Genomic DNA, 19,244 nt, shown 5'->3' with positions numbered 1-19,244 from the left:
ACCTGGCTGGCGAAGTCGGCATAGGCGCGGTCGTGGGCGACGCCGGCGAGATTGTTGCAGTCTGCGCACAAACCCCGCACCCACATCCCACCCCTGACCCAGCGTCCGGGCCGACGAAGCCGCTCATCGTCAATAAGATCGGCTGCACGCTCGACACTGGTGCCGTTACCAGCGGCCTGGGGTGGAACGTGAGCCCGGGAGAGTTTGCGGACATCACCACACAATCCACATGCACGCGGCTGCTGGTCAGTGAGCGTTGTGCCCACGGTCCTCAAGCGTTCCAACTCCTCACCTCCGCTCTGCACGTCGCGCCAGTTGATCTTGCCTGGTAAGTCTATTTGTCCGCGCCGCAAGGCCAGGTCCGCGTAGAGTCGACGTGACATAGTGCTGTTCACCATCGCCCACTCACTTGCCTCCCCGAAAGAGAACCCGCGGTAGGCGTTCAGGATGGGCCAGGATATCGATTAGGTACAGGTAACCCAGTAGACTCACGTCGTGCGGAATTTCTCCGTCATGGTGTGCGAGCAAGGCCGCGGTCTGTGCCTTGGACGATTCCTTGTCGGAACCGTGGCCGTGAGTGGCGTCACGCAAGATCTTCAGGTACAACGCTGTCGCGGCCTCGACCGAGAGGTGGCGCGTATTTCCGGGCCCAAGTTGCAGGTCTACCGTGACCGTTCCCAGCTGACGACGAATAAAGAAGCCTTGCTGCATCTCTTCAAGAGCGGAGACAGCGCGCCGCGCGGTTGGCAAGAGGATCTCCGCCGCGGGAGATGGAATACATGTCTCTAAGCGCTGTAAGACCTTTGTAGCGTGACCGAGGGTGAACATTGTGATGAGGTTCGTGCCTCGCACGCCCTCCATGGAGTCCAAAATGGTGAAGAGCAGGGTGCGCCGAGCGTTGGTATCGCGATGGGCGACCAGCATGGATGTCGTCCGGCGGAAGATCTGTTCGAATGTAAGCAGTGCCTCAAGATGCTTAGCTGGCTGGTAGTCGCCCTCGCGATCAGCGAAAGGAGACAGATCGCTGAGCACGCCGAACAAGAGGTTGAGATGCTCGATCCACCAATGGAGCGCGGCATCAGCCGCCGAGACGGAAAGTGGGCGAAACTCGGTCGCCTCTTTCGCGCCCGGAGTCCGGACCAGTTGCAAGAGTTCGGAGGCCTCGCCTTCTGTGCCAGACACAAAGGAGCCCAAACTAAAGATCAGCGTGCCGAAGGATCGGAACACGCTGACCGCCCATATCCCCGGAGCTCCAGCGGCAAGTAGTGGATTCAAGTAGGCGTCGAAGGTCAGCACGCCATCGTACAAGCCAGCGGAGGAGGAGAAGATCGCATCTTGTTGCGTGTTGAGTCGTTTCAGGTGCGTAGGATCGCCCCCTCCTAGCCGTGGATCTTGTCCTATGCGCACCCAAACGGAGGCCAACTTGAGGCGATGATGAAGAGCGGGGTTAGTTTCGACTAGGTGGACCCAAGTACTTCTAAATGGCCCACTCGACGGATCATCTTTGAAAGTTATAGCGTTGAGGGTTTCGACCAGGTACTTGGACTGAGTGGGTAGTTGATCTAGAGGCAAGGTGTGCAACACTAAGAGTTGGTGGTTTAGTAGGTCAACAAGCTCTCCTCGCCCCTCAGCCTTGGTCAGTTGCCGCTGGAGAGTCGAAGCCACCCGCTCTGGGAGTTCTACCGTCACCCTTTCAGACAGGCGCCCGAACTCGTCCCATCGAGGCGTAGAATCGAAGGGCTTAGCGATCGTTCTCAGGCGGACGAGATCGGGACGCTGGTACCGGTACGCCTCCTCAGTTTGGACTAAGAACCGCCCCTGACGGTCCGGACGTGACAACATCTCACACCCATCCAAAAGTCCTTTAGGGTTACCGCCCCAAATCCAACCCGGAACTTGCACCCTTGCGCGTCTTGGAGGTTCGACAGCCACCCGAAGAACATACATCCTCACCAGCCCTCGAACCTGCAAGTAGCCTTCGGTGCGGTCACCGGCTCGGCTGCAGGGCTCCTCTCTTGGAGTCGTCGAAGTCGCCTTCTGTGTTGCATGGCAGGTCGAGTGACGCTGCCACTGCAGTTCTCGAGGTTCTAGCTCACGGCCATCCGGACATCGGCGGAGGCGGGATGTCACGCACCTCGGCGGTACAGCGATGTATCGACCGCGCGGTTCCGCGTTCTTGCGGTGCACTTTGGTCATCGCGACGGACCAGAGAGGTGGCGGGTAGCACCGTCATGGAGACGTTGACGGTCTGCCTGTCGTTGGCTGGCTCGAAGCCTGTCAGTCGCGCCGTCTGCCGTGGGCGCGGATGAGACCGGTGACTGCACCGCCAGTCGGCGAATGAGGCGGGACTGGTGTCTGGCTGCCTGGGGGTCCTTGATGGGCGGGCCCGTTGGGCTCGGGTCGGTGGGTGGGATCTCGTGGGCAGCGCGCCAGATGGCGAGGTCGCCGAGGAGCTGGTCGTCGGCCTCTGGGGGCAGCGTGCGTTGCCAGGGGGCTCGATCGGAGGCGCCCGCCCGCTGTGCTTCGTCTGCGACGCGCTGCTTGAGGTCGTCGATCCGGTGGGTGAGCTGGTCGAGGTAGTCGCTGTTCTCCGCGTCCTGCCGCAGGACGGGTGGGGCGTCGGGCAGCCAGGGCAAGGGTGCGTCCCGGTGCGACGGTGGGATGGTCCCGGCGATGCGCCAGGCGAGGGCGGCGGCGGGGTCTTCGGCCTCCGTGAGGGACTGGGTGCCGCGGAACCAGGTCGCCTCTTCGACCACCGTCTGTGGTGGTGCGCCGTCGACCCAGCGCAGCGCGAGCTGGCCGCGCAGGTGCGGGTAGGCCGGCGCTGCGGTAATGCCGGGCACCCGGTGCTCGAGCGCTTCGTCCAAGTGCGCCATGCGCTCATGTCCGAGGTGCTGCTGGGCCAAGACCGGGAGGGCGTCCTGGTAGGCCAGCACCGCCTGGCGCAGCAGCTGGGCGGCGTCACCGCGCTCGACCGCCGTGGCGGACAGCGCGCGGCCGTCCCGGGCCAGGATGTCGGCGAGCACCTGCCGCGGCTCCACGACCGTGTCCTGGACCACGGGGCCGGCACCATCCATCGAGGCTGTAGGCGTGGCGAGGTAGAGATGGTTGGTCTGCCTGCCCCGGGAGAGGGCGACGTACAACGCCTGGCGGGTCTCGGTGCCGTTCAGGACGGTGTGGGTGGTGTCGACGGTTGCGCCCTGGGCTCCGTGGATGGTGCTGGCGTACCCCAGCTGCACGTGCTCGGCCACGTACCCGGCCGACAGGCTGACGTGAGGCCGCTTCCTCTCGCCACCGTCGCGGTGGCGCTCGACGGAGAGGCTTCCGTCGGGGTGAATCTCCAGGACGTGCCATCGGTCGCCGTTCTTGACCCACGACCCATCCCCAGCACGCAGGGTTCGGTCGTTGCGGCGGGTGATCACGGAGTCACCGGCGCTGGCGCGGGTGCCGTCGGCCAAGGTCACCTCGCGTCCGGGCGGCTGCCCAGTGGTGTCGAGGCGGTCGGTCCGCGCGCGCTGGTTCAGTTCACAGACGGTGTCGCGGGTCGCGGCCAGCAGCAGGCTGGACAGCCCGGCCTCCTGGTCAGCAGCCCAGGCGGCGTACGCCGCCTCGACCACGTTCCCGGTGTCACCAATGTGGACCCGGTCGTGGTCGAGGTAGTGCTCCAGGGCGGCGGGGTCGCCGTCGCGGATGGCGAGGGTGGCCGCGCCGTCGGCCGGGTCGGTGAACCGGTGCAGCTCGGTCAGGGTGGCGGTGGTGCCGTGCGCGTGCCCCTGCTCGGCCAGGTCCCGGAAGATCCCGCCGGCGGTGACGGCAGCCAGCTGCTGGTCGTCCCCGACCAACCGGACGCTGCCGCCGGCGTCGACCACGTGCCGGACCACGGCTGCGAGGTCGCGGGTGCCGGCCATCCCCGCCTCGTCGATCAGCACCAACGTTCCCGGGCCGACCGCTCCGCCCACGGTGGTCTGGTGGAGGTACTTGGCGAGGGTGTCCGCGGGGATGCCGGTGGCCCGGCCGAGCTCCTCGGCCGCGACCGCGGTGGGCGCCAGACCGAGGACGGTGCCACCGGAGGCTTCCCAGGCCCGGGCCAGCACCCGCAGCGCGGCGGTCTTCCCGGCGCCCGCCGGGGCGAGGGCGACCTGGACCCGGCACCCGCTCGTGGCCAGGGTGCGGACCATCGCCGTCTGCGACCGGTCCAGGCGCGGCCCGTCCGCGCTCTGGGCGGCCAGGACGGTCTCGACCACTGACCGGGCGGCCTGGCGGCCGTCGCGACGTAACCCCAGTTTGAGTAGTTCGTCCTCGGCAGCGAGGATCGCGCGGGAGGTATAGGCCTGGCTGCCGTGCACCGTGTGGGCGGACTGCCCGTCCGGGCGACGCAGCACCTCCGGCTCACCCAGCTCCGGAAGCACACCGACCGGTATCGAGAAGCCCTGCAGCACCCAGCGCTCGACCTCACGCGCGTGCTCCTCCAGGTGGGCCAGCGGCACCTGGGCGGTGCGGAGCTGGCGCAGCGTCTCGGCCCGCACGTGCCAGACCTGCCACGTCGCCCGCGACCCCTCCAGCACCTTTACGACGCGGGCGGCGAGGAGCTGAGGGCGCACGCCCCCACCCCGCCGCTCCGGGAGGCGTCGCTGGAGCGTCTCCACCTCGTGACCTGCGAAGATACAACCGTCTCCGCCGCGCTTCCGGGGGCGTCTCCACCCCGCCCCCACCGCACTCGCGACCATCTCCTCCGGGCTGCGTCCGTCGCGGGCGAGCACTGACGTGGCCTGCGCCCGCCAGGCGTGGCGTTGCTCGGCCCCGGAGCGGGGTTCGTGCTTTCCGGGGCGGGTCTCCAGGTTCGCCTGCTGCGCCAGCGCCAGGGACTCGATGGCGGTGGGGGTGCGGCCGTGGACAGCCCGGAAGGTTAAAGCGAGCTCGGCCTGCCGGGCCTCGATCGCCTGCCGGCGCGACGACCACGCCGTGAGCAGGACTGGATCGACCCCGGCGATCTCTCGCACCGCTCGCTTGCCCTCCTGACCGGGGCGGTCGACGAAGCGGACACCGAGCCGCTCCACGAGCCCGGCTTCGAGGTGGGTGTTGTAGTGCTCAGACGCCATCACCTTGGCCTTGAACAGCATCCGCCCGTCCAACGTCAACCAGCGTCCGCCCTCCTCGGGCAGCGACTGCACCTTGTTGGAGACGACGACGTGGGTGTGCAGGTCCGGGTCCCCGGTGCGGGAGTCCCGATGGTCGAACGCCGCCGCCACCAACCCGGTCACCGGGACCTGGCGGATACCGCCCTTGCCCACCCGGGTGAACGCAACCTCTGCCTCCAGCATCGCCAGGGTGGAGCGGACCGCGTCCTCGTGCGCGGCCCCTACCTGCTGGGCGACCTCGGCCGGGGCGAGGGCCCACAGGGCCGAGACCGACTTCACCGGCGAGAACGTCAGGTCGAACCCAGCCACCGGCACCTGCGCCGGCCGCGACGCCTTCGCGACGAACGTCGTCAGCTCGGCCTCGTCGATCGGGGCGCGGCCGTGTCGCTTCTCGAAAGCGCCCCGGGCCACCTGAGTGCGGATCTGAGCCCGAACCTCCGCCGGAATCGGGGCGTTCCACGCCAACCCCCGGCTGGTGTTGTGCTCGCTGAACGCCTGCGCCGTCACCTGCCGCAGGGACGTGGCATTGAACGTCGGGAACGCGCGCCCCAACGCACCCCACCCCTTCGCGGCGGCCTCAGGTTCGTCGGAACGGGGGTGGTGGCCCTGCCCGAACAGCAGTTTCATCTGCTCCTCGGTGACGATGTCACCCTCGGCGAGGTCGAGGCCAGCGAGGCCGGTGCCGAGCCACCGCCCGGGCGCCTCGCCCTTCTCCTCGTAGTAGGTGGCGAGGCCGACCTGCCGCCTCTCGGTGGCGTCGTGGGCAGCGACCTGCTTCGTCAGGTACGTGTACCCGCTCCCTGCGGCGAGCTTGTGCAACGTCATCACACCTATACAAAGCGGACGAGCGAGGCCCAGGGTCTCACCACGGCGACCGAGTGCACCGGGTGTGTCCTTCTCCGTGGTTCTGCAGGTGCGGGGTCGCGGCGGTAGTCGGTCGTCGGACTGTGGGTCGAGGATGCGGTCGTCGCAGGGGGTGATGGTGTCGGGTCGCGGGTGAGCGGCTGGCTCGGAGGCTGACGGGCGGGGTCTGTCCACAATCTTGGTCCGGGGTCGATCGTCAGACGGTCGGAACTGGCTGAATGGGAGAAGACGGTGAGTCCCTGGGATCGATCTCGACGCTTTAGGGATCACAGCAGCAAGTGCTGACCACGAGTGGAAGGACGTCAACGTCATGTCTCAGACCATCAGCCCCATCGAGCTGCTCACCATCGAGGAGGCTGCCCGGTGGTGCCACATCTCGCCGAACACTCTCAACTACCTCCGGCTCCAGCGCCGGTTCGCACCGGCGATCCGGGTCGGCCGCCGGGTGTTCTTCAAGCCGTCGGACCTCAACGACTGGCTTGAGGCGCAACGAGAGGTCTTGGAGTGATCGAGAAGCGCGGGCGCCGCTACCGCGTCAGGGTGTGGCATCGAAGCCGGATCGTCGCCACCCGCTCGTTCGAGCGGCGCGGGGACGCCGTCGCGTGGGAACGGGAGCAGCAGCAGCTCATCCTCATGGGCGACTTCGTGTCCCCGTCAGCCGGCAGGGTCAGCGTCGCCGACGTGGCCAAGGGATATCTAGAGGTACGTCAGGGGCAGGTCTCGGTGCGAGCGTGGGAGTCGGACGAGAGTGCGCTCCGCGTCCACATCCTCCCGGTGTTCGGCCAACGGTCGACGGGTTCGGTGAACCGGCTGCAGGTCGAGCGGTTCCTGGCCGACCTTGCGTCTTCCCGCTCGGTCGGGACCGCAGCGAGGGTGCGGACAACCCTTCGCGGGCTCTTCGACTACGCGGTGCGTGCCCGGGTCATCCGGGACTCCCCGGCCGCCGCTGTGCGGATGCCCCGCCCGGACGCGCCGAGCGCGGGCGCCGAGGTGCGTCCCTTCACGCTGGACGAGCTGCTCGCGCTGGTGGACGAGCACCGAGAGCTCGCCGGCGACCTGGCCGACGTCACGCTGATCCTCGGTCTGACAGGGCTGCGCTTCGGGGAGCTGCGGGGGTTGCGCGTGCGGGACGTCACGCGCGTGCCCTACCCAGCCCTGGTGGTGTCCAGGTCGCTGCCGCAGTCAGGTCGGACGGGCAAGGTCATCGAGCGGTCCACCACTAAGAGCGGCCGGAGCCGTGTCGTCCCCTTGCTGTCGCTGGCTCTCCCGGCCGTCGAGGCGAGGGCTGCCTCCCTGGAGCCGGACGATCTGCTCTTCCCGGCGCCGCACGGCGGTTACCTGCATGCGCAGAACTGGCGCCGCGACGTGAACTGGAACGCGACGGCCGGCGGTCGACGTCCGCACGACCTACGGCACACCGCGGCGAGCCTGTGGATCGCAGCCGGCGTGGACATCAAGACCATCGCCTCGTGGCTGGGCCACAGCTCGACCAAGCTCACCCTCGACACCTACGGGCACCTGATGGGCACCGACGCCGACCGAGCAGCGATCGAAAGGGTCAACCGGGCATTCACGTCCCAAACACGTCCCAAGATGGGGCCGGGGATCGACCTGGGAGGAAGTCTGTGAGCGTCGGCAGCACGTTGACGTGCACAGATGCAACGTGCCCCCGGCAGGATTCGAACCTGCGACACCCGCTTTAGGAGAGCGGTGCTCTATCCCCTGAGCTACGAGGGCAGGCCAGCGGTACCGCCACCGGCGCACCCTCAATCCTCTCACGGGTATGCCGCTGGTCCAGCACCGCACGGCCCCTGGCTCAGCCGCCGGAGACCGCCGCGGCCAACCGGGCGAGGGTGCCCTCCAACTGCTCCTCAGTGACGAGCGGGAAGGAGACCTTCTGCAGCAGCTCCTGGTCGGTCACCTTGCCCCAGTCGTAGCTGTGCCGGACCTCGGTGTTGCCCGGGCCCTGGGGAACCAGCTCCCACACCCACTGCCACCCGGGCGGTTGCGTGCCAGCTGGGGCGGTCTCCCAGGCAAGCAGGTGGTCCTTGTCATAGCCAGTGACGTGGTTGTCGGTCTGGTAGTCACCGCCCATGTGGTCCCCGGTCATGTTCATCGTGAAGACCTGGCCCGTGCTGGTGATCCGGTCCCCATGGTCCACGGATCGGACGAAGCCGGAGCCGTCGAGCTCGACGTGCCGTTCAGGCAGGGAGAGGACGTCGAAGATCTCCGCGGCCGAGGCGTCGATCGTGCGGCTGACGGTGATGCTCGTGTCGTCGTTCATGTCCTCGACGCTAGTGGCCACCTGCCGACCCCGCGACCGGAGGAAGCGCCCGAGCCTGAGACCACTGCGCGCCACTGAGCCGCCAGCTCTGTCACAGTGACGTCATGGCCATGCACACCTACGCGCTCGACCTGACCTGGAGCGGCAACCGCGGCACCGGGACGTCCGGCTACCGCGACTACTCCCGGGACGTGCTTGCCCACGGCCCGGGCCGACCCGAGCTGGAGCTGTCCGCAGACAAGCCGTTCCGAGGCGATCCGAGCCGGTGGAACCCCGAGCTATTGCTCCTGGCCGCCCTCTCGGAGTGCCACCTGCTCTCCTTCCTCCACGTCGCGGTGACCCACGGGGTGACGGTGACCGCATACCGAGACGAACCTGTGGGCTGGCTCGAGCAGGAAGGCATCGGCGGCCGGTTCAGTCGGGTGCTACTGCGCCCGCACGTCACTGTTGCCAGCGCTGTGCACGTCGACCTGGCCCCCCGGCTGCACGAGGAGGCCGGGAGCGCCTGCTTCATCGCCTCGTCGATGAACTTCCCCGTGGAACACGAGCCGGTGACGGAGGTCGCCGCGCCCCCTGCCTGAAGGGGAGCACGCGTCCTGTTCGTACATCCGGCGCGTCCGGAAGGATGGGCGGTGTGGGACGCCTACTACCGTCCTGGTCTATGAGCGATGCCGTGAGCCCAGAGACCGTACGGGTGCTGCTGAGTAGCGACCCGCAGTGCCGAGAGCTTGAGGCCCGCGGCTGGCGGGTCCTCGCAGAGTCGTGGGGGGCCAGGCTGCGACCCAGCGAAGAGGATTTGCCGCGCCTGGGGCACCTGGTCACTCGCGCCCGCGCCCACGGGTATGCCGTGCTTGAGCTGGGCCCCGCCGACGCGGCCGAGGTGGCGGGCCTGGACGGGGCGACGCGCGAGGACTACCCGCGGGCGGGGCCGGCCACCGCGCACGCACCCGTCGACGAGGCCCAGGCCGCCGCGGCGCTGTCGACCGGCCGGGGCTTTGGTGCGCGCGACGCCGAAGGGGCGCTCGTCGCGATGAGCATGACCCGCTCTGGGGGAGACCGGGTCGAGACCGAGTTCACCGCAGTCCATCCCGACCACCGCGGTGCCGGGCTGGGCACCGCAGTCAAGGCGGCCTCCGTGCTGGCCTGGTGGGCGGACGGGGCACGGGTCTTCGGCACCGGTGGCGCGCAGACCAACCCGGCGAGCATGGCGATCAACCGGGCCGTGGGCTACACAGTGACCGAGCGGTGGCTGACCTACGCGCCAGGAAAGGCAGGATCGACGTCGTGACCCGGTCGGTCCAATCTCGGCGGTGAGCCGGCTCGGCTAGGCGGTAAGCCGGACCGTGTGCACGTCGGGGATGGTGGCGTATCGCTCGGGAGTGCAGGTGAGCAGGATGACCTGCATGTCGGCCGAGCCCTCGGTGGCTGAGCCCAGCACCGCTCCCATCTGCTGCAACCGCTGTGGGTCGGAGTAACCGAGGGCGTCGTCGATGACGACGGGCACCCCCTGCGTGGGGTCAACGAGCCGGGCCACGGCCAGCCGCGCCAGGATCCCCAGCTGCTCCTTGGCCCCGCCGGACAGCTCAGCGAATGGGACGGTCACCCCGCCCAGGGTCCGGGCCGACAGGGACAGGTCCTCGTCGACGGTGACCGCGAAGCCGGACCCGTAGACCTGACGGCCGAGCTCTTCCAGCGCGTGGGTGTAGGGGCGGACGTAGGCCCGGTGGGCATTGTCCCGGTGGCGGTTGAGGGTGGCGTGCAGGTGGCGGGCCGCGCGGGCCCGCCGGTCGATGGCGCGTAGGTCGCGCTCGGCGTCGTCAAGGTGGGCAACCGCGAGGTCGTAGAGCTCTTGGCGCCCCTCCCCCGCTGCCATCTCCACCTGACCCTTAATCTGGTTGAGTTCGGCGTGGGCGTCCTCACGCGCCCGTGATGCCAGCGTGTGCTGGTGGCGGGCGGAGCGCAGCTCGGCGCGCGCCCCCTCGACATTGGCCGCGGCCATCGCCTCGGCCGCCTCGTGCACAGCACGGGTCCAGTCACCGACTTCGGCCGCACACCTGCCCACTTGCTCCGCCAACACCTCGTCGGAGGCGTCCTCCCGCGCGGCCACCAGCTGGGTCTGAAGCGCTCGCACCCGGTCCTGCTGAGCGGCAATATGACCCTCGGCCCGGTCCAGCCGGGTGGTCAGGGTGGCCACGTCCGCGCGACGACGGGCCAAGGCGTCCCGGGCACGCTGGTGTCGCTCGCGGGCGTCACGTAGCGCTCCCTCCGCCACCCGGACCGCCACGCGCGCTCGCGCATCGTCGACGGGCAGCTCGCGGCCGGCACGGCGGGCGGCCAACCCGTGGGCCACCCGTGAGCGGGCCTGCTCGACCTCCTCCACGAGGCGGCGCGGCAGCACACCGGCGACGGCCTCGGCCGTCACGGTGGAGCCCCAGGGCCGCAGCAGCGCCTCCACGTCGCGGGTCGCCTCGCGCAGCCGGGTTCGGGCAGCCTCGGCGGTCTCGACGAGGGCGTCGACCTCGTCGACGTCGGCACAGTTCAGCTCCGTCAGAGTGTGACGCAGCTCGACCCTGAGCCGGTCGATCTCGGCGACCCGGTGCCGGGCCTCCTCGTGCAGACGCACCCGGATCCGGGCGTGCCCGGGGACCTCCACGGTGGTGTCGTGAGAGGCCTGGACCCGCACTCGCTCCCCGGGTCGCACCGAGTTGACCGCGGTCTGGTCCCCAGTGTCGACCTCGACGACAGAGTCCCACGCCTCGACCTCCACGCTCGGGGTGGCGCCGTCGTGCTGCAGCGTCATGGCGTCCAGCCGGTCCTGGAGGGCCCGTACCCTGCGGGCCAGCTCCCCCCCGACCGGTGGGCCGCCGGAGCCCTCCTGGGCGGCCACCACACCCCGGGCCGCGCAGACGGCCTTGATGAGCTCCTCCGCCCGGTCCAGCACGTCACGGCGAACCTCCAGCTCGCGGACCGCGGCGAGATGATCGGCGTCGGCGCGAGCCGCAGCGACATCGTCGGCCGCCTCCTCCACCTTCGTGGCGGCAGCCTCGGCCGCGGCCTCGGCCATCAAGAGAGCCTGCGCCTGCTCCTCAGCGGCCTCGAGGTCGGCCCGGTTGCCGTGCCGGGCCTGCTGCAGCTCGCGGGAGCACTCCTCGCGCTCGGCTACCAGCGCCTCGCGCTGCCGCAGCGCGCGGCGGGTGAGCCGTTGCCGGTCCTGCGCGTGCGCCAGCCGCTCGAGCGCGACCTCGTGCGCCGTCGCGACCGCCTCGGTCTGACCGGCCACACGCTCGGCCGCCGCGAGCCGCTCGGCCGCTTGGCCTACCTCGGAGTCGGTTGCGGCGGCCCGCTCGCGAGCCTGACCCAGCCGTTCCAGCAGGGCGGCACCCTCCTCGAGCCTGCGGTGCGCCTCGGCCACAGCATCCTGGGCCTCGGTGTGGCGGGTGAGCGCCTCGCGGTAGACCCCGGTGGCCCGGCCGGTCGCCGTGAAGTAGAGGGCCACCTCCGCGGCCACCTTGTCCAGCAGCGCGTCCGCACCGTCGGCGTGCTGCTGCGCTCCGGCCGCGGTGTCGAGCGCTGCGGTGAGCACCGCGCTCGACACCAGCGGGGCCACGCTGCCGTCCCCGGTCTGGGTCAGCCGCAGAGCGTCCCAAAGGGTGCGGTCCAGGTGCTGTTCCACCATCGCGTCCAGCCGCTGCTGGGCGGCGTCGCCGGTGAGGTGCTCGGGGCGGGCACCCAGGATGTCGAGGGTCGTGGAGGGCGTCCTGAGCCACCGCTTGGCGTAACGCACCCGTTGGCCGCCGATGGTCAGCTCGGCCTCGACGAAAGGGGCCACGTCGCGGTCGACCGGCGCCAGCGCCCGGACGGCGGCCGCCTTGGAGGTCGCCTTGAGCATCAGCAGGGCGTCGAACCCGTCGAGCAGAGTGGTCTTGCCGATCTCGTTGGGGCCCTCGATAACCAGCACGCCCCGGTCCGGGAAGTCCACGGTGCGCTCCCGCACCCCTTTGACGTCGCGCAGGGTCAGGCGGTGCAGCCTCATCGCGAACCTCCCCGCGTCAGCCGGTAGAGCAGGGAAAGAGCGTCCCGGGCGCTGGCCTCGTCGTCTGGTAGCCCTGGCCGGAAGGCTTCCTGCTCCGACGGCGGCCCGCTCGCCGCGGCAGCCTCTCCGCGGATCTCCTCCAGCGCGCTGGCCAGGAAACCGCCCAGCCCGAGCTCACCGAGGTCGTCGTCATCGACGAGCACGACGTCGTTGTGTTGCTCGGGCCGGTGCAGGGCCGCCAGCAGGTCGGCGTGCCGCTCGAGGATCTCCTCCAGCCGAGCGTGCTGGGCCAGGCCGAGGGTGCCGCGCAGACCGAGGCGCAGGACCGTGCGCTCCTTGCCCGGCAGCAACCCGAGCTCGCGGTCAAGAGCCTCAAGGTCGTCCTCGGAGTCGACCCGCCGCGCGAGCGCGAGGTAGGTCCATCGGGCGACCCGCTGCGGGCGCACCTCCACCGTCCCCCGGTGCCCGGGCGGGCCGGGCTCGACGTCCACGACCAGCACCTCGCCGGGGCGCTGCTCACGCCAGTCGGTCGGTTCGGGGGCGCCGGAGTACCAGATGGCCGGGTCCCCCACCTGGGTGCAGGAGTGTCGGTCGCCGAGCGCGACGTAGTGGACCCGGCCTCCCGAAAGGGCGCTCACCAGCGGCTCCACGGCGACCGGTACGGTGTTGTGCTGGTCGCGGTCGAGCAGGTCGACCCCGCCGTGACCCACGACGATGCGGACCGTGCCCTCGGGCGACGGCCCTTCGGGCAGCAGGTCAAGGGCGCCGGCCACCGGGTCGGACACCGGGTGCTTGCCCGTCCAGGGGGCCGCGACCAGCTCGACCCCCTCGGCCACCTGCACCACCCCGGCAGTGTCCAGAATGCGCACGTGCTCAGGCAGCTCCTCGCGCAGGAGCGGTGAGGACCAGACCGACATCGGCCCGAGGTGGTCGTGGTTGCCGGGAAGCAGGTAGACCGGGACCGGCACCTCCCGCAGCGCCTCAAGAGCCCGCCTGACGGTCTGCGGCGTCAGCTGGTTGTGCTCGAAGACGTCCCCCGCCACCACCACCAGGTCGCATCCCTGCTCGCTGGCCAGTGCACCGATCCGGCGCACCACCTCGGTGCGCGCCGTGGTGAGCCGCTGCTGGGCCTCCGGCGGCAGGTAGCTCCGGGTCATCCCGATCTGCCAGTCCGCCGTGTGCAGCAGCCGCACCATGACACTCACCTCCGCCTCGCGCCCGTCCCGGCCCGTATGCCGACCTGCCGATCAGGTCGTGGCCCCACCGTAAGAGAGCGCACCGACAGACCCGGGCAGCACGCGCCCAACCGTGTCGCCCACACCGACTGGTTCCTCGACATACCCGAGCCTGCGCATCCCGCAGCACGCCTGCGGCCGTTTACCATTGTGGGATGACTGCGAGTTCTGAATCTCCCTCTGACAGTCCCTGGCCGGGCAGTGCCCGGCTGCACAGGGGGACATCGCTTGGTGGTAGGGGCTGGCGGTGCTGATCGTGACCGGCATCACGGTCATCGTCCTCCTGACCCTGATGACCGGCTACTTCGTGGCCCAGGAGTTCGCCTACGTCAGTGTCGACCGGGGCAAGCTGCATCAGCTGGCCGCCCAGGGCGACGCCGCCGCCGAGCGCGCGCTCAAGGTCACCTCCCGCCTCTCCTTTACCCTCTCCGGGGCGCAGTTCGGCATCACCGTCACCGCCCTCCTTGTCGGCTTCCTCGGTGAGGAGCTGGTCGTCAACGGCCTGTCCGAGGGGTATGCGGACTCCGGCCCGCTGGCCCGGGCGGCGATGATCAGCCTGTTCTCCGCCGGCACCCTGGCCTTCTCGACGGTGCTGCAGATGGTCATCGGGGAGCTGGCGCCGAAGAACTGGGCGATCTCCCGTCCGGTCCCGCTGGCCCGGGCCCTGTCCCGCACGACCTTGCTCTACCTGACCATCCTCGGGCCGATCATCACCCTGTTCGACAAGGCCTCCAACGCACTGCTGCGCTCCGTCGGCATCGAACCGGTGCAGGAGCTGCCCCAGGGCGCCACCCCGGAGGACCTGACCCGCATCATCGCCGAGTCGCACAGCGGCGGGACCCTGGACGAGGAGCTGTCGCTGCTCCTGGGCCGCGGGTTGGCCTTCCGTGAGCGCGTCGCCGAAGAGGTGATGACGCCGCGGACCTCGGTGCAGACCATCCAGGCCGATGAGACCGCGGCCACGGTCCTGGCAGCCCTGAAGTCCGGGCACTCGCGGTTCCCGGTCGTGGGCCGGGACATCGACGACATCGTCGGGGTGGTCGGCCTGCACGACCTGCTCCAGGTGGACCCGGCGGACCGCGCGGACGCCCTGGTCCGTGACATCACGGACGAGGCGCTCATCCTGCCCGAGTCGCTCCCGCTGCCCAAGGTGCTGGAGGCGCTGCGGGAGAGCCACACCCAGATGGCGGTCGTGGTCGACGAGTACGGCGGCTTCGCCGGCGTCGTCACCTTCGAGGATGTCGCTGAGGAGGTCGTCGGCGAGATCTGGGACGAGGACGAGGACGATGAGGCCACCAGCGCTGCCCGCAGCGACGGCACCTGGGAGCTCTCGGCCCGCCTGCGCATCGACGAGGCCGCCGAGGTGACCGGGGTCGAGCTACCCGAGCACGAGAATTACGACACCCTCTCCGGGCTAGTCCTGGAGCACCTTGGCCGCGTCGTGGAGGAGGGGGACAGCGTGGTGGTCCGGTGGACCAGCCGTAACGGCGAGGGCGACGAGTACGCCCACCAGACCCGGATCGACGTGGTCAGCGCACAGCGGCACGTCCCGGACGTGGTCACCCTGCACCCCATGGTCACCCGCACCCTGGAGGAGTGGGCGGCCCTCTCCGAGGAGGAGCGGGACGCGCTCTCCCCGCCGGACGCCGGCCTGGTGATCCCCGCTCCGCGACCCGCCGCCCTCGCCGAGGGGAGTATCCGATGAGCACCGGTATGGCGATGCTGGTCAGCCTCGTGCTGCTCGTCCTCAACGGCTTCTTCGTCGCCGCCGAGTTCGCGATCGTGGCCGCCAAGCGGCACCGTCTGGAGGAGCGGGCTGCCGAGGGCAGCCGCCCCGCACGCGTCGCGGTCGACGCCTCCCGCCAGCTCTCCCTCATGCTGGCGGGTGCGCAGCTGGGGATCACCCTGTGCACCCTGGGGCTGGGCGCCATCGCCAAGCCGGCTGTCGCCCACCTTTTGGACCCGCTCTTCCAGCAGCTGGGTATGCCGGACCAGGCCGCCTACCCGGTCGCCGTGGCGGTCGCGGTGAGCCTCGTCGTTTTCCTGCACATGGTGGTGGGCGAGATGGCCCCCAAGTCGTGGGCGATCTCCCACCCGGAGTCCTCGGCCATGCTGCTGGCCATCCCCTTCCATGCCTTCACCGTCCTGGTCAAGCCGCTGCTGTGGGTGATGAACTCCTTGGCCAACGTGCTGCTGCGGATGGGCGGCGTCGACCCGGTCGACACCCTCGGCAACACCCACACGCCCGCGGACCTGCAGCTGCTCCTGGCCCAGTCTTACGAGCACGGGGTGCTGGAGGACGCGGACCACCAGATCCTCAGCGGCACGCTGCGCCTGGCGGAGGAGACCGTCGCCTCAGTGATGTTCCCCACCAGCGAGGCGGTCACGATCCCGCGGGCAAGCACCGCTGCGGACGTGGAGCGGATCAGCCAGGACAGCGGTCGGTCGCGGCTCTTCGTCGTCGAGCCGGTCGGGAGGTCCGGCCACCAGCGCATCCGTGGGATCGTGCACGTGCGCGAGGCCATCCTGGCCAGCGCCCAGGGGCGCAGCGGCGTTTCCCTAGGCGACCTGCTCCAGCCGGTCGGCTCGCTGCCTGAGTCGATGACCCTCATGGAGGCCGTATCCAGCCTGCGCCAGCAGCGCAGCCAGCTGGCCCTGGTCCGGGACGAGCAGGGCCGGGTCGTCGGGATGGTCTCGATGGAGGACATCCTGGAGCAGATCCTGGGCGAGTTCGACGACGAGTCGGACGAGGCCACCGCCGTGGCCACCGTCTCCTGAGTTCGTTGGCGTCCTGAATCCGTTGGCCTCCGCCATCAGTTGGCCTCCTCAATCAGGTGGTCACCTGGAGCCGTGTGCCCCCTGAGATTTCCACAACCACCCCGAAGACGACGAAGGCCCCCACCGCAACCGGTGGGGGCCTTCGCGCGTCTGGGTGCGCGGGTGTGGGTCAGAGCACCCGGCCGTAGCCGGACACGCCGGAGAACACGGCGCGGTAGACGACACCAGTGCCCGGGTTGCCCGAGTCGTACATCATGCCGCCGCCGGCGTAGATGCCGACGTGGTAGGCCGGGTAGCCGAAGAACACCAGGTCGCCAGGCTGGGGGCTGCTGACCGGGGCGGCCGAGGCCTGCTGAGCGGCCGCGGTGCGGGGCAGCGAGACGCCCACCTGGGCGAAGACGTACGAGGTGTAGCCGGAGCAGTCGAAACCGGTCGCCGGGCTGCTGCCCCCTCTGACGTAGGGGTAGCCGGTGTAGGCCGCTGCGACGCCAAGGACGCCGCCGCCGCCGGGAGCCGGGGCCGGCTCAGGCGCCGGGGCGGGCTCAGGCGCCGGGGCGGGCTCAGGCGCCGGAGTGGACGGAGCCGGGGCGGGCTGAGGAGCCGGAGTGGACGGAGCCGGGGTGGACGGAGCCGTGCGCACGTTGTCGCGGCTCGCGGAGGCCTCGGTCCGGGACTCCACCGCAGCAGCGGCCTGGGACTCAGCCGCGGACTCAGCCACAGCGGGCGCCTCCTCCACCGGGGCGGCCTCAGGCGCAGCCTCGGCGACGGGCTCGGGCGCCCGGGTCACGGCGGTGAAGCCGCTGGTGCCGAAGTCGACACCCTCGACGTCGTCCGGGGCGGCCACGGCGCGGGCCGGAGTGTCGACGGTGGTGGCCCGATCGGTGAGCAGGCCCGCGTCGATCAGGAGCTGCAGGCTCTCGGCCGGGGCCGTCGCCGGCTCCTGAACCCAGGAGACAGGCTCCTGGCCGACCTCAGGGGTCGCGCTCACACTCACGGCGGTGCCGGCGAGCAGGCCCGTCGACGTGGCAGCGATCGCAGCCGAGCGGGTCAGGTTGTTGGTGGCCGTGCTAAGACGACCGGGCCGCCGGTGACGGCCGGTGATGCGCATGGTCATGTGTTCCTCCAACGCCTACGGGGTGAGCTGTCGGGCTCGAGGTGGAGAACCTCTGGACCCGGTGGGCGCCGGATCACTTCGCCCCAAGGAGCCGGGACGGCTCCAAAGGTGGTTCCCCCGTTCCTGTCACGGGTCTGGTGAGTTGTTCTGCCCGGGCACGCCGACAGGATTCAGCAGTTGCGCACCTAGGTAGGTCTTCCAGGGGAGAAGGCCAAGGCTGACCATACACATGAGGCTCCGCCAATGTCACGTATCGATAACGAAACTGTGCACAACCACTAGGTGCCACACCTGTCACAAGGGGACTGACCTGCGACGATGCGGTCCGACTTGACCGAACTCCCAGCCTGCGGGTGACTCATCTCACATGGCGACACGCACCGCCGCAGGGCCGGGGACCGTTCAGTTGCAGAAGACGTGCGCGGCCACGTCGGGGGGCAGGGAGACTGCCGCGCCCCGGTCCGGCTCGATGATGGTCCGGCCCTCCTCACCCCATACCGTGACCGTGGCCCCGGGCCGCACACCAGACTCCATCAGCAGCCCAAGCACCTCCGGGTCGACCTGCACCGGCTCGCCGATGCGGGTCACCGTGGCCCGCAGGCGGCTGTCCTGCTCGGCCAGCTCGCTGCTGGGTCGCCCTCGTGCCGGGGGGGCCGCCGGGCGCCCGAGCTCCTCGAGACCGGGGACGGGGTTGCCGTAAGGCGAGGTGGTGCCGTCCCGCAGCAGGTTCAGGATCTTCTCCTCCACCTGGTCGCTCATGACGTGCTCCCAACGGCAGGCCTCCTCGTGCACGTAGGCCGGGTCGAGGCCGATGACGTCCGCCAGCAGCCGCTCGGCCAGCCGGTGCTTGCGCATGACCCGCACCGCGGCCAGCCGTCCCTCCTCGGTGAGCTCCAGACGGCGGTCCCGGGTCAGCTCCAGCAGCCCGTCCCGCTCCATCCGGGCCACCGTCTGGGAGACGGTGGGGCCGGACTGTCCCAGCCGCTCGGCGATCCGGGCCCGCATCGGCACCACGCCGTCCTCCTCCAGCTCCAGGACGGTCTTGAGGTACATCTCGGTGGTGTCGATCAGCTCGCTCACACCACTCATCCTAGGGGCGGGCCGGTCAGGGCCACCGGCGCGAGCGGCGCCAGGCCGCGGGCTCGTCCAGCCCGCCCGGCGCGACCCGCTCCCACACGATCCGGTCGTGCAGCCGGCTGCGTCGCCCGGCCCAGAGCTCGACCCGGTCCGCGACGACCCGCCAGCCACCCCACCGCGGCGGCAGCGGGACGTCGTCGGGTGACCCGGTGTCCGGCCACCGTCGTGCGCACTCCCCATAGGCCGCTTCGAGCGTCGCCCGATCGGCCAACGGCTCGCTCTGCGGCGAGGCGTGCGCACCGATCCGCGAGCCCCACGGCCTGGTCCGGAAGTAGGCCTCGACCTCCTGGCGGGACAGCTCCTCGGCCCCACCGCGCATCCGGACCGCCCGGAACATCGAGGGCCAGGTCAGCGCCACGGCAACCCGGGGCCGGGCGGCCAACTGTCGACCCTTGGCCGAGTCCAGCCCCCCGAAGAAGGAGGGACCACGTTCGTCAAGGTCGCGCATGAGGACCGTGCGCACGTCCGGGACGCCGTCGGCGTCGACCGTGGCCACCGACAGGGCGGTCGGCTCGGGCACGTCCCCGTGCGCGGCCGACCGCGCCACCGCGGCCTCGACCCAGGCGCGCACGATGGGCAACGGCGCACCCGGGCACCGGTCCTCGGACAGGCCCTCCCCGTCGTAGTCCACCCGGACCACCCCGAGCCGGTCGGCCATCAC

14 protein-coding genes, 1 tRNA gene and 1 riboswitch are annotated in these 19,244 nt (G+C 70.2%); of the genes, 6 read left to right on the top strand and 9 right to left on the bottom strand.

Translation table 11 applies throughout. The features are described 5' to 3' along the window. Window positions 1–405: 405 nt before the first annotated feature. A complete protein-coding gene (locus FY030_RS02135) occupies window positions 406–1,296 on the bottom strand; it encodes a hypothetical protein (RefSeq protein ID WP_158060079.1) in 891 nt (296 codons plus the stop codon). Window positions 1,297–2,192: 896 nt separating this feature from the next. After that, window positions 2,193–5,963 (bottom strand): MobF family relaxase, encoded by a 3,771-nt coding sequence (mobF, locus tag FY030_RS02130; RefSeq protein ID WP_202879745.1) that lies wholly within the window; start codon window positions 5,961–5,963, stop codon window positions 2,193–2,195. A gap of 349 nt (window positions 5,964–6,312) precedes the next feature. Here mobF and FY030_RS02125 point away from each other — a divergent pair, with 349 nt between their 5' ends. Both FY030_RS02125 and FY030_RS02120 read left to right on the top strand, forming a co-directional pair. Then, window positions 6,313–6,510, top strand: coding sequence for a helix-turn-helix domain-containing protein (locus FY030_RS02125; protein WP_029202704.1), 198 nt, complete (start codon window positions 6,313–6,315; stop codon window positions 6,508–6,510). Then, window positions 6,507–7,631 (top strand): tyrosine-type recombinase/integrase, encoded by a 1,125-nt coding sequence (locus FY030_RS02120; protein WP_158060077.1) that lies wholly within the window; start codon window positions 6,507–6,509, stop codon window positions 7,629–7,631. Before FY030_RS02125 ends, FY030_RS02120 begins: the two co-directional genes overlap by 4 nt. A gap of 35 nt (window positions 7,632–7,666) precedes the next feature. On the opposite strand, the gene FY030_RS02115 is transcribed toward FY030_RS02120, so the two are convergent. Both FY030_RS02115 and FY030_RS02110 read right to left on the bottom strand, forming a co-directional pair. Beyond that, window positions 7,667–7,739, bottom strand: a tRNA-Arg gene (locus FY030_RS02115). Between the two features lie 79 nt (window positions 7,740–7,818). After that, complete coding sequence (locus tag FY030_RS02110) at window positions 7,819–8,286, bottom strand: SRPBCC family protein (protein ID WP_158060076.1); 468 nt, start codon at window positions 8,284–8,286, stop codon at window positions 7,819–7,821. A gap of 104 nt (window positions 8,287–8,390) precedes the next feature. On the opposite strand from FY030_RS02110, the gene FY030_RS02105 reads away from it, so the two are divergent. Both FY030_RS02105 and FY030_RS02100 read left to right on the top strand, forming a co-directional pair. Then, on the top strand, window positions 8,391–8,867 hold the full coding sequence (locus tag FY030_RS02105) for an OsmC family protein (RefSeq protein ID WP_158060075.1): 477 nt from the start codon (window positions 8,391–8,393) through the stop codon (window positions 8,865–8,867). An 80-nt stretch (window positions 8,868–8,947) separates the two neighbouring features. After that, window positions 8,948–9,574: a GNAT family N-acetyltransferase gene (locus tag FY030_RS02100; protein ID WP_238348509.1), complete on the top strand. Its 627-nt coding sequence runs from the start codon at window positions 8,948–8,950 to the stop codon at window positions 9,572–9,574. Window positions 9,575–9,610: 36 nt separating this feature from the next. On the opposite strand, the gene FY030_RS02095 is transcribed toward FY030_RS02100, so the two are convergent. Next, on the bottom strand, window positions 9,611–12,319 hold the full coding sequence (locus tag FY030_RS02095; RefSeq protein WP_158060074.1) for an AAA family ATPase: 2,709 nt from the start codon (window positions 12,317–12,319) through the stop codon (window positions 9,611–9,613). Next, a complete protein-coding gene (locus FY030_RS02090) occupies window positions 12,316–13,515 on the bottom strand; it encodes a metallophosphoesterase family protein (protein ID WP_202879744.1) in 1,200 nt (399 codons plus the stop codon). Before FY030_RS02090 ends, FY030_RS02095 begins: the two co-directional genes overlap by 4 nt. Window positions 13,516–13,810: 295 nt before the next feature. On the opposite strand from FY030_RS02090, the gene FY030_RS02085 reads away from it, so the two are divergent. Both FY030_RS02085 and FY030_RS02080 read left to right on the top strand, forming a co-directional pair. Beyond that, on the top strand, window positions 13,811–15,259 hold the full coding sequence (locus FY030_RS02085; RefSeq protein WP_238348508.1) for a hemolysin family protein: 1,449 nt from the start codon (window positions 13,811–13,813) through the stop codon (window positions 15,257–15,259). Then, a complete protein-coding gene (locus tag FY030_RS02080; RefSeq protein WP_158060072.1) occupies window positions 15,256–16,332 on the top strand; it encodes a hemolysin family protein in 1,077 nt (358 codons plus the stop codon). The genes FY030_RS02085 and FY030_RS02080 overlap by 4 nt, the downstream gene beginning before the upstream one ends. Before the next feature lie 169 nt (window positions 16,333–16,501). Here FY030_RS02080 and FY030_RS16695 read toward each other — a convergent pair whose 3' ends face one another. From FY030_RS16695 to pdxH, 3 genes are all read right to left on the bottom strand, one after another. Beyond that, window positions 16,502–17,446 (bottom strand): C40 family peptidase, encoded by a 945-nt coding sequence (locus tag FY030_RS16695; RefSeq protein WP_238348507.1) that lies wholly within the window; start codon window positions 17,444–17,446, stop codon window positions 16,502–16,504. Next, window positions 17,444–17,596: riboswitch (cyclic di-AMP (ydaO/yuaA leader) on the bottom strand. It overlaps the preceding gene by 3 nt. Before the next feature lie 252 nt (window positions 17,597–17,848). After that, entirely contained in the window at window positions 17,849–18,526 is a 678-nt protein-coding gene (locus FY030_RS02070) for a metal-dependent transcriptional regulator (protein ID WP_202879743.1), read from the bottom strand. 25 nt (window positions 18,527–18,551) lie between these two features. Further along, window positions 18,552–19,241, bottom strand: a complete 690-nt coding sequence (gene pdxH, locus FY030_RS02065; protein ID WP_158060070.1) for a pyridoxamine 5'-phosphate oxidase — start codon at window positions 19,239–19,241, stop codon at window positions 18,552–18,554. Window positions 19,242–19,244 lie beyond the last annotated feature (3 nt).

Source organism: Ornithinimicrobium pratense, from assembly GCF_008843165.1.
GTDB classification, from domain to species: domain Bacteria; phylum Actinomycetota; class Actinomycetes; order Actinomycetales; family Dermatophilaceae; genus Ornithinicoccus; species Ornithinicoccus pratensis.
The sequence above is the reverse complement of the archived record's forward strand: the minus strand, read 5'-3'. Positions and strand labels throughout refer to the sequence as shown.

Bases quoted from the DNA above. Each gene is read 5' to 3' on its own strand.
- FY030_RS02080 (WP_158060072.1), top strand. From the start codon at position 15,256: ATGAGCACCGGTATGGCGATGCTGGTCAGCCTCGTGCTGCTCGTCCTC.
- FY030_RS02125 (WP_029202704.1), top strand. From the start codon at position 6,313: ATGTCTCAGACCATCAGCCCCATCGAGCTGCTCACCATCGAGGAGGCT.
- FY030_RS02100 (WP_238348509.1), top strand. From the start codon at position 8,948: ATGAGCGATGCCGTGAGCCCAGAGACCGTACGGGTGCTGCTGAGTAGC.
- FY030_RS02090 (WP_202879744.1), bottom strand. From the start codon at position 13,515: ATGGTGCGGCTGCTGCACACGGCGGACTGGCAGATCGGGATGACCCGG.
- FY030_RS02105 (WP_158060075.1), top strand. From the start codon at position 8,391: ATGGCCATGCACACCTACGCGCTCGACCTGACCTGGAGCGGCAACCGC.
- FY030_RS02110 (WP_158060076.1), bottom strand. From the start codon at position 8,286: ATGAACGACGACACGAGCATCACCGTCAGCCGCACGATCGACGCCTCG.
- FY030_RS16695 (WP_238348507.1), bottom strand. From the start codon at position 17,446: ATGACCATGCGCATCACCGGCCGTCACCGGCGGCCCGGTCGTCTTAGC.
- mobF (WP_202879745.1), bottom strand. From the start codon at position 5,963: ATGACGTTGCACAAGCTCGCCGCAGGGAGCGGGTACACGTACCTGACG.
- pdxH (WP_158060070.1), bottom strand. From the start codon at position 19,241: ATGGCCGACCGGCTCGGGGTGGTCCGGGTGGACTACGACGGGGAGGGC.
- FY030_RS02095 (WP_158060074.1), bottom strand. From the start codon at position 12,319: ATGAGGCTGCACCGCCTGACCCTGCGCGACGTCAAAGGGGTGCGGGAG.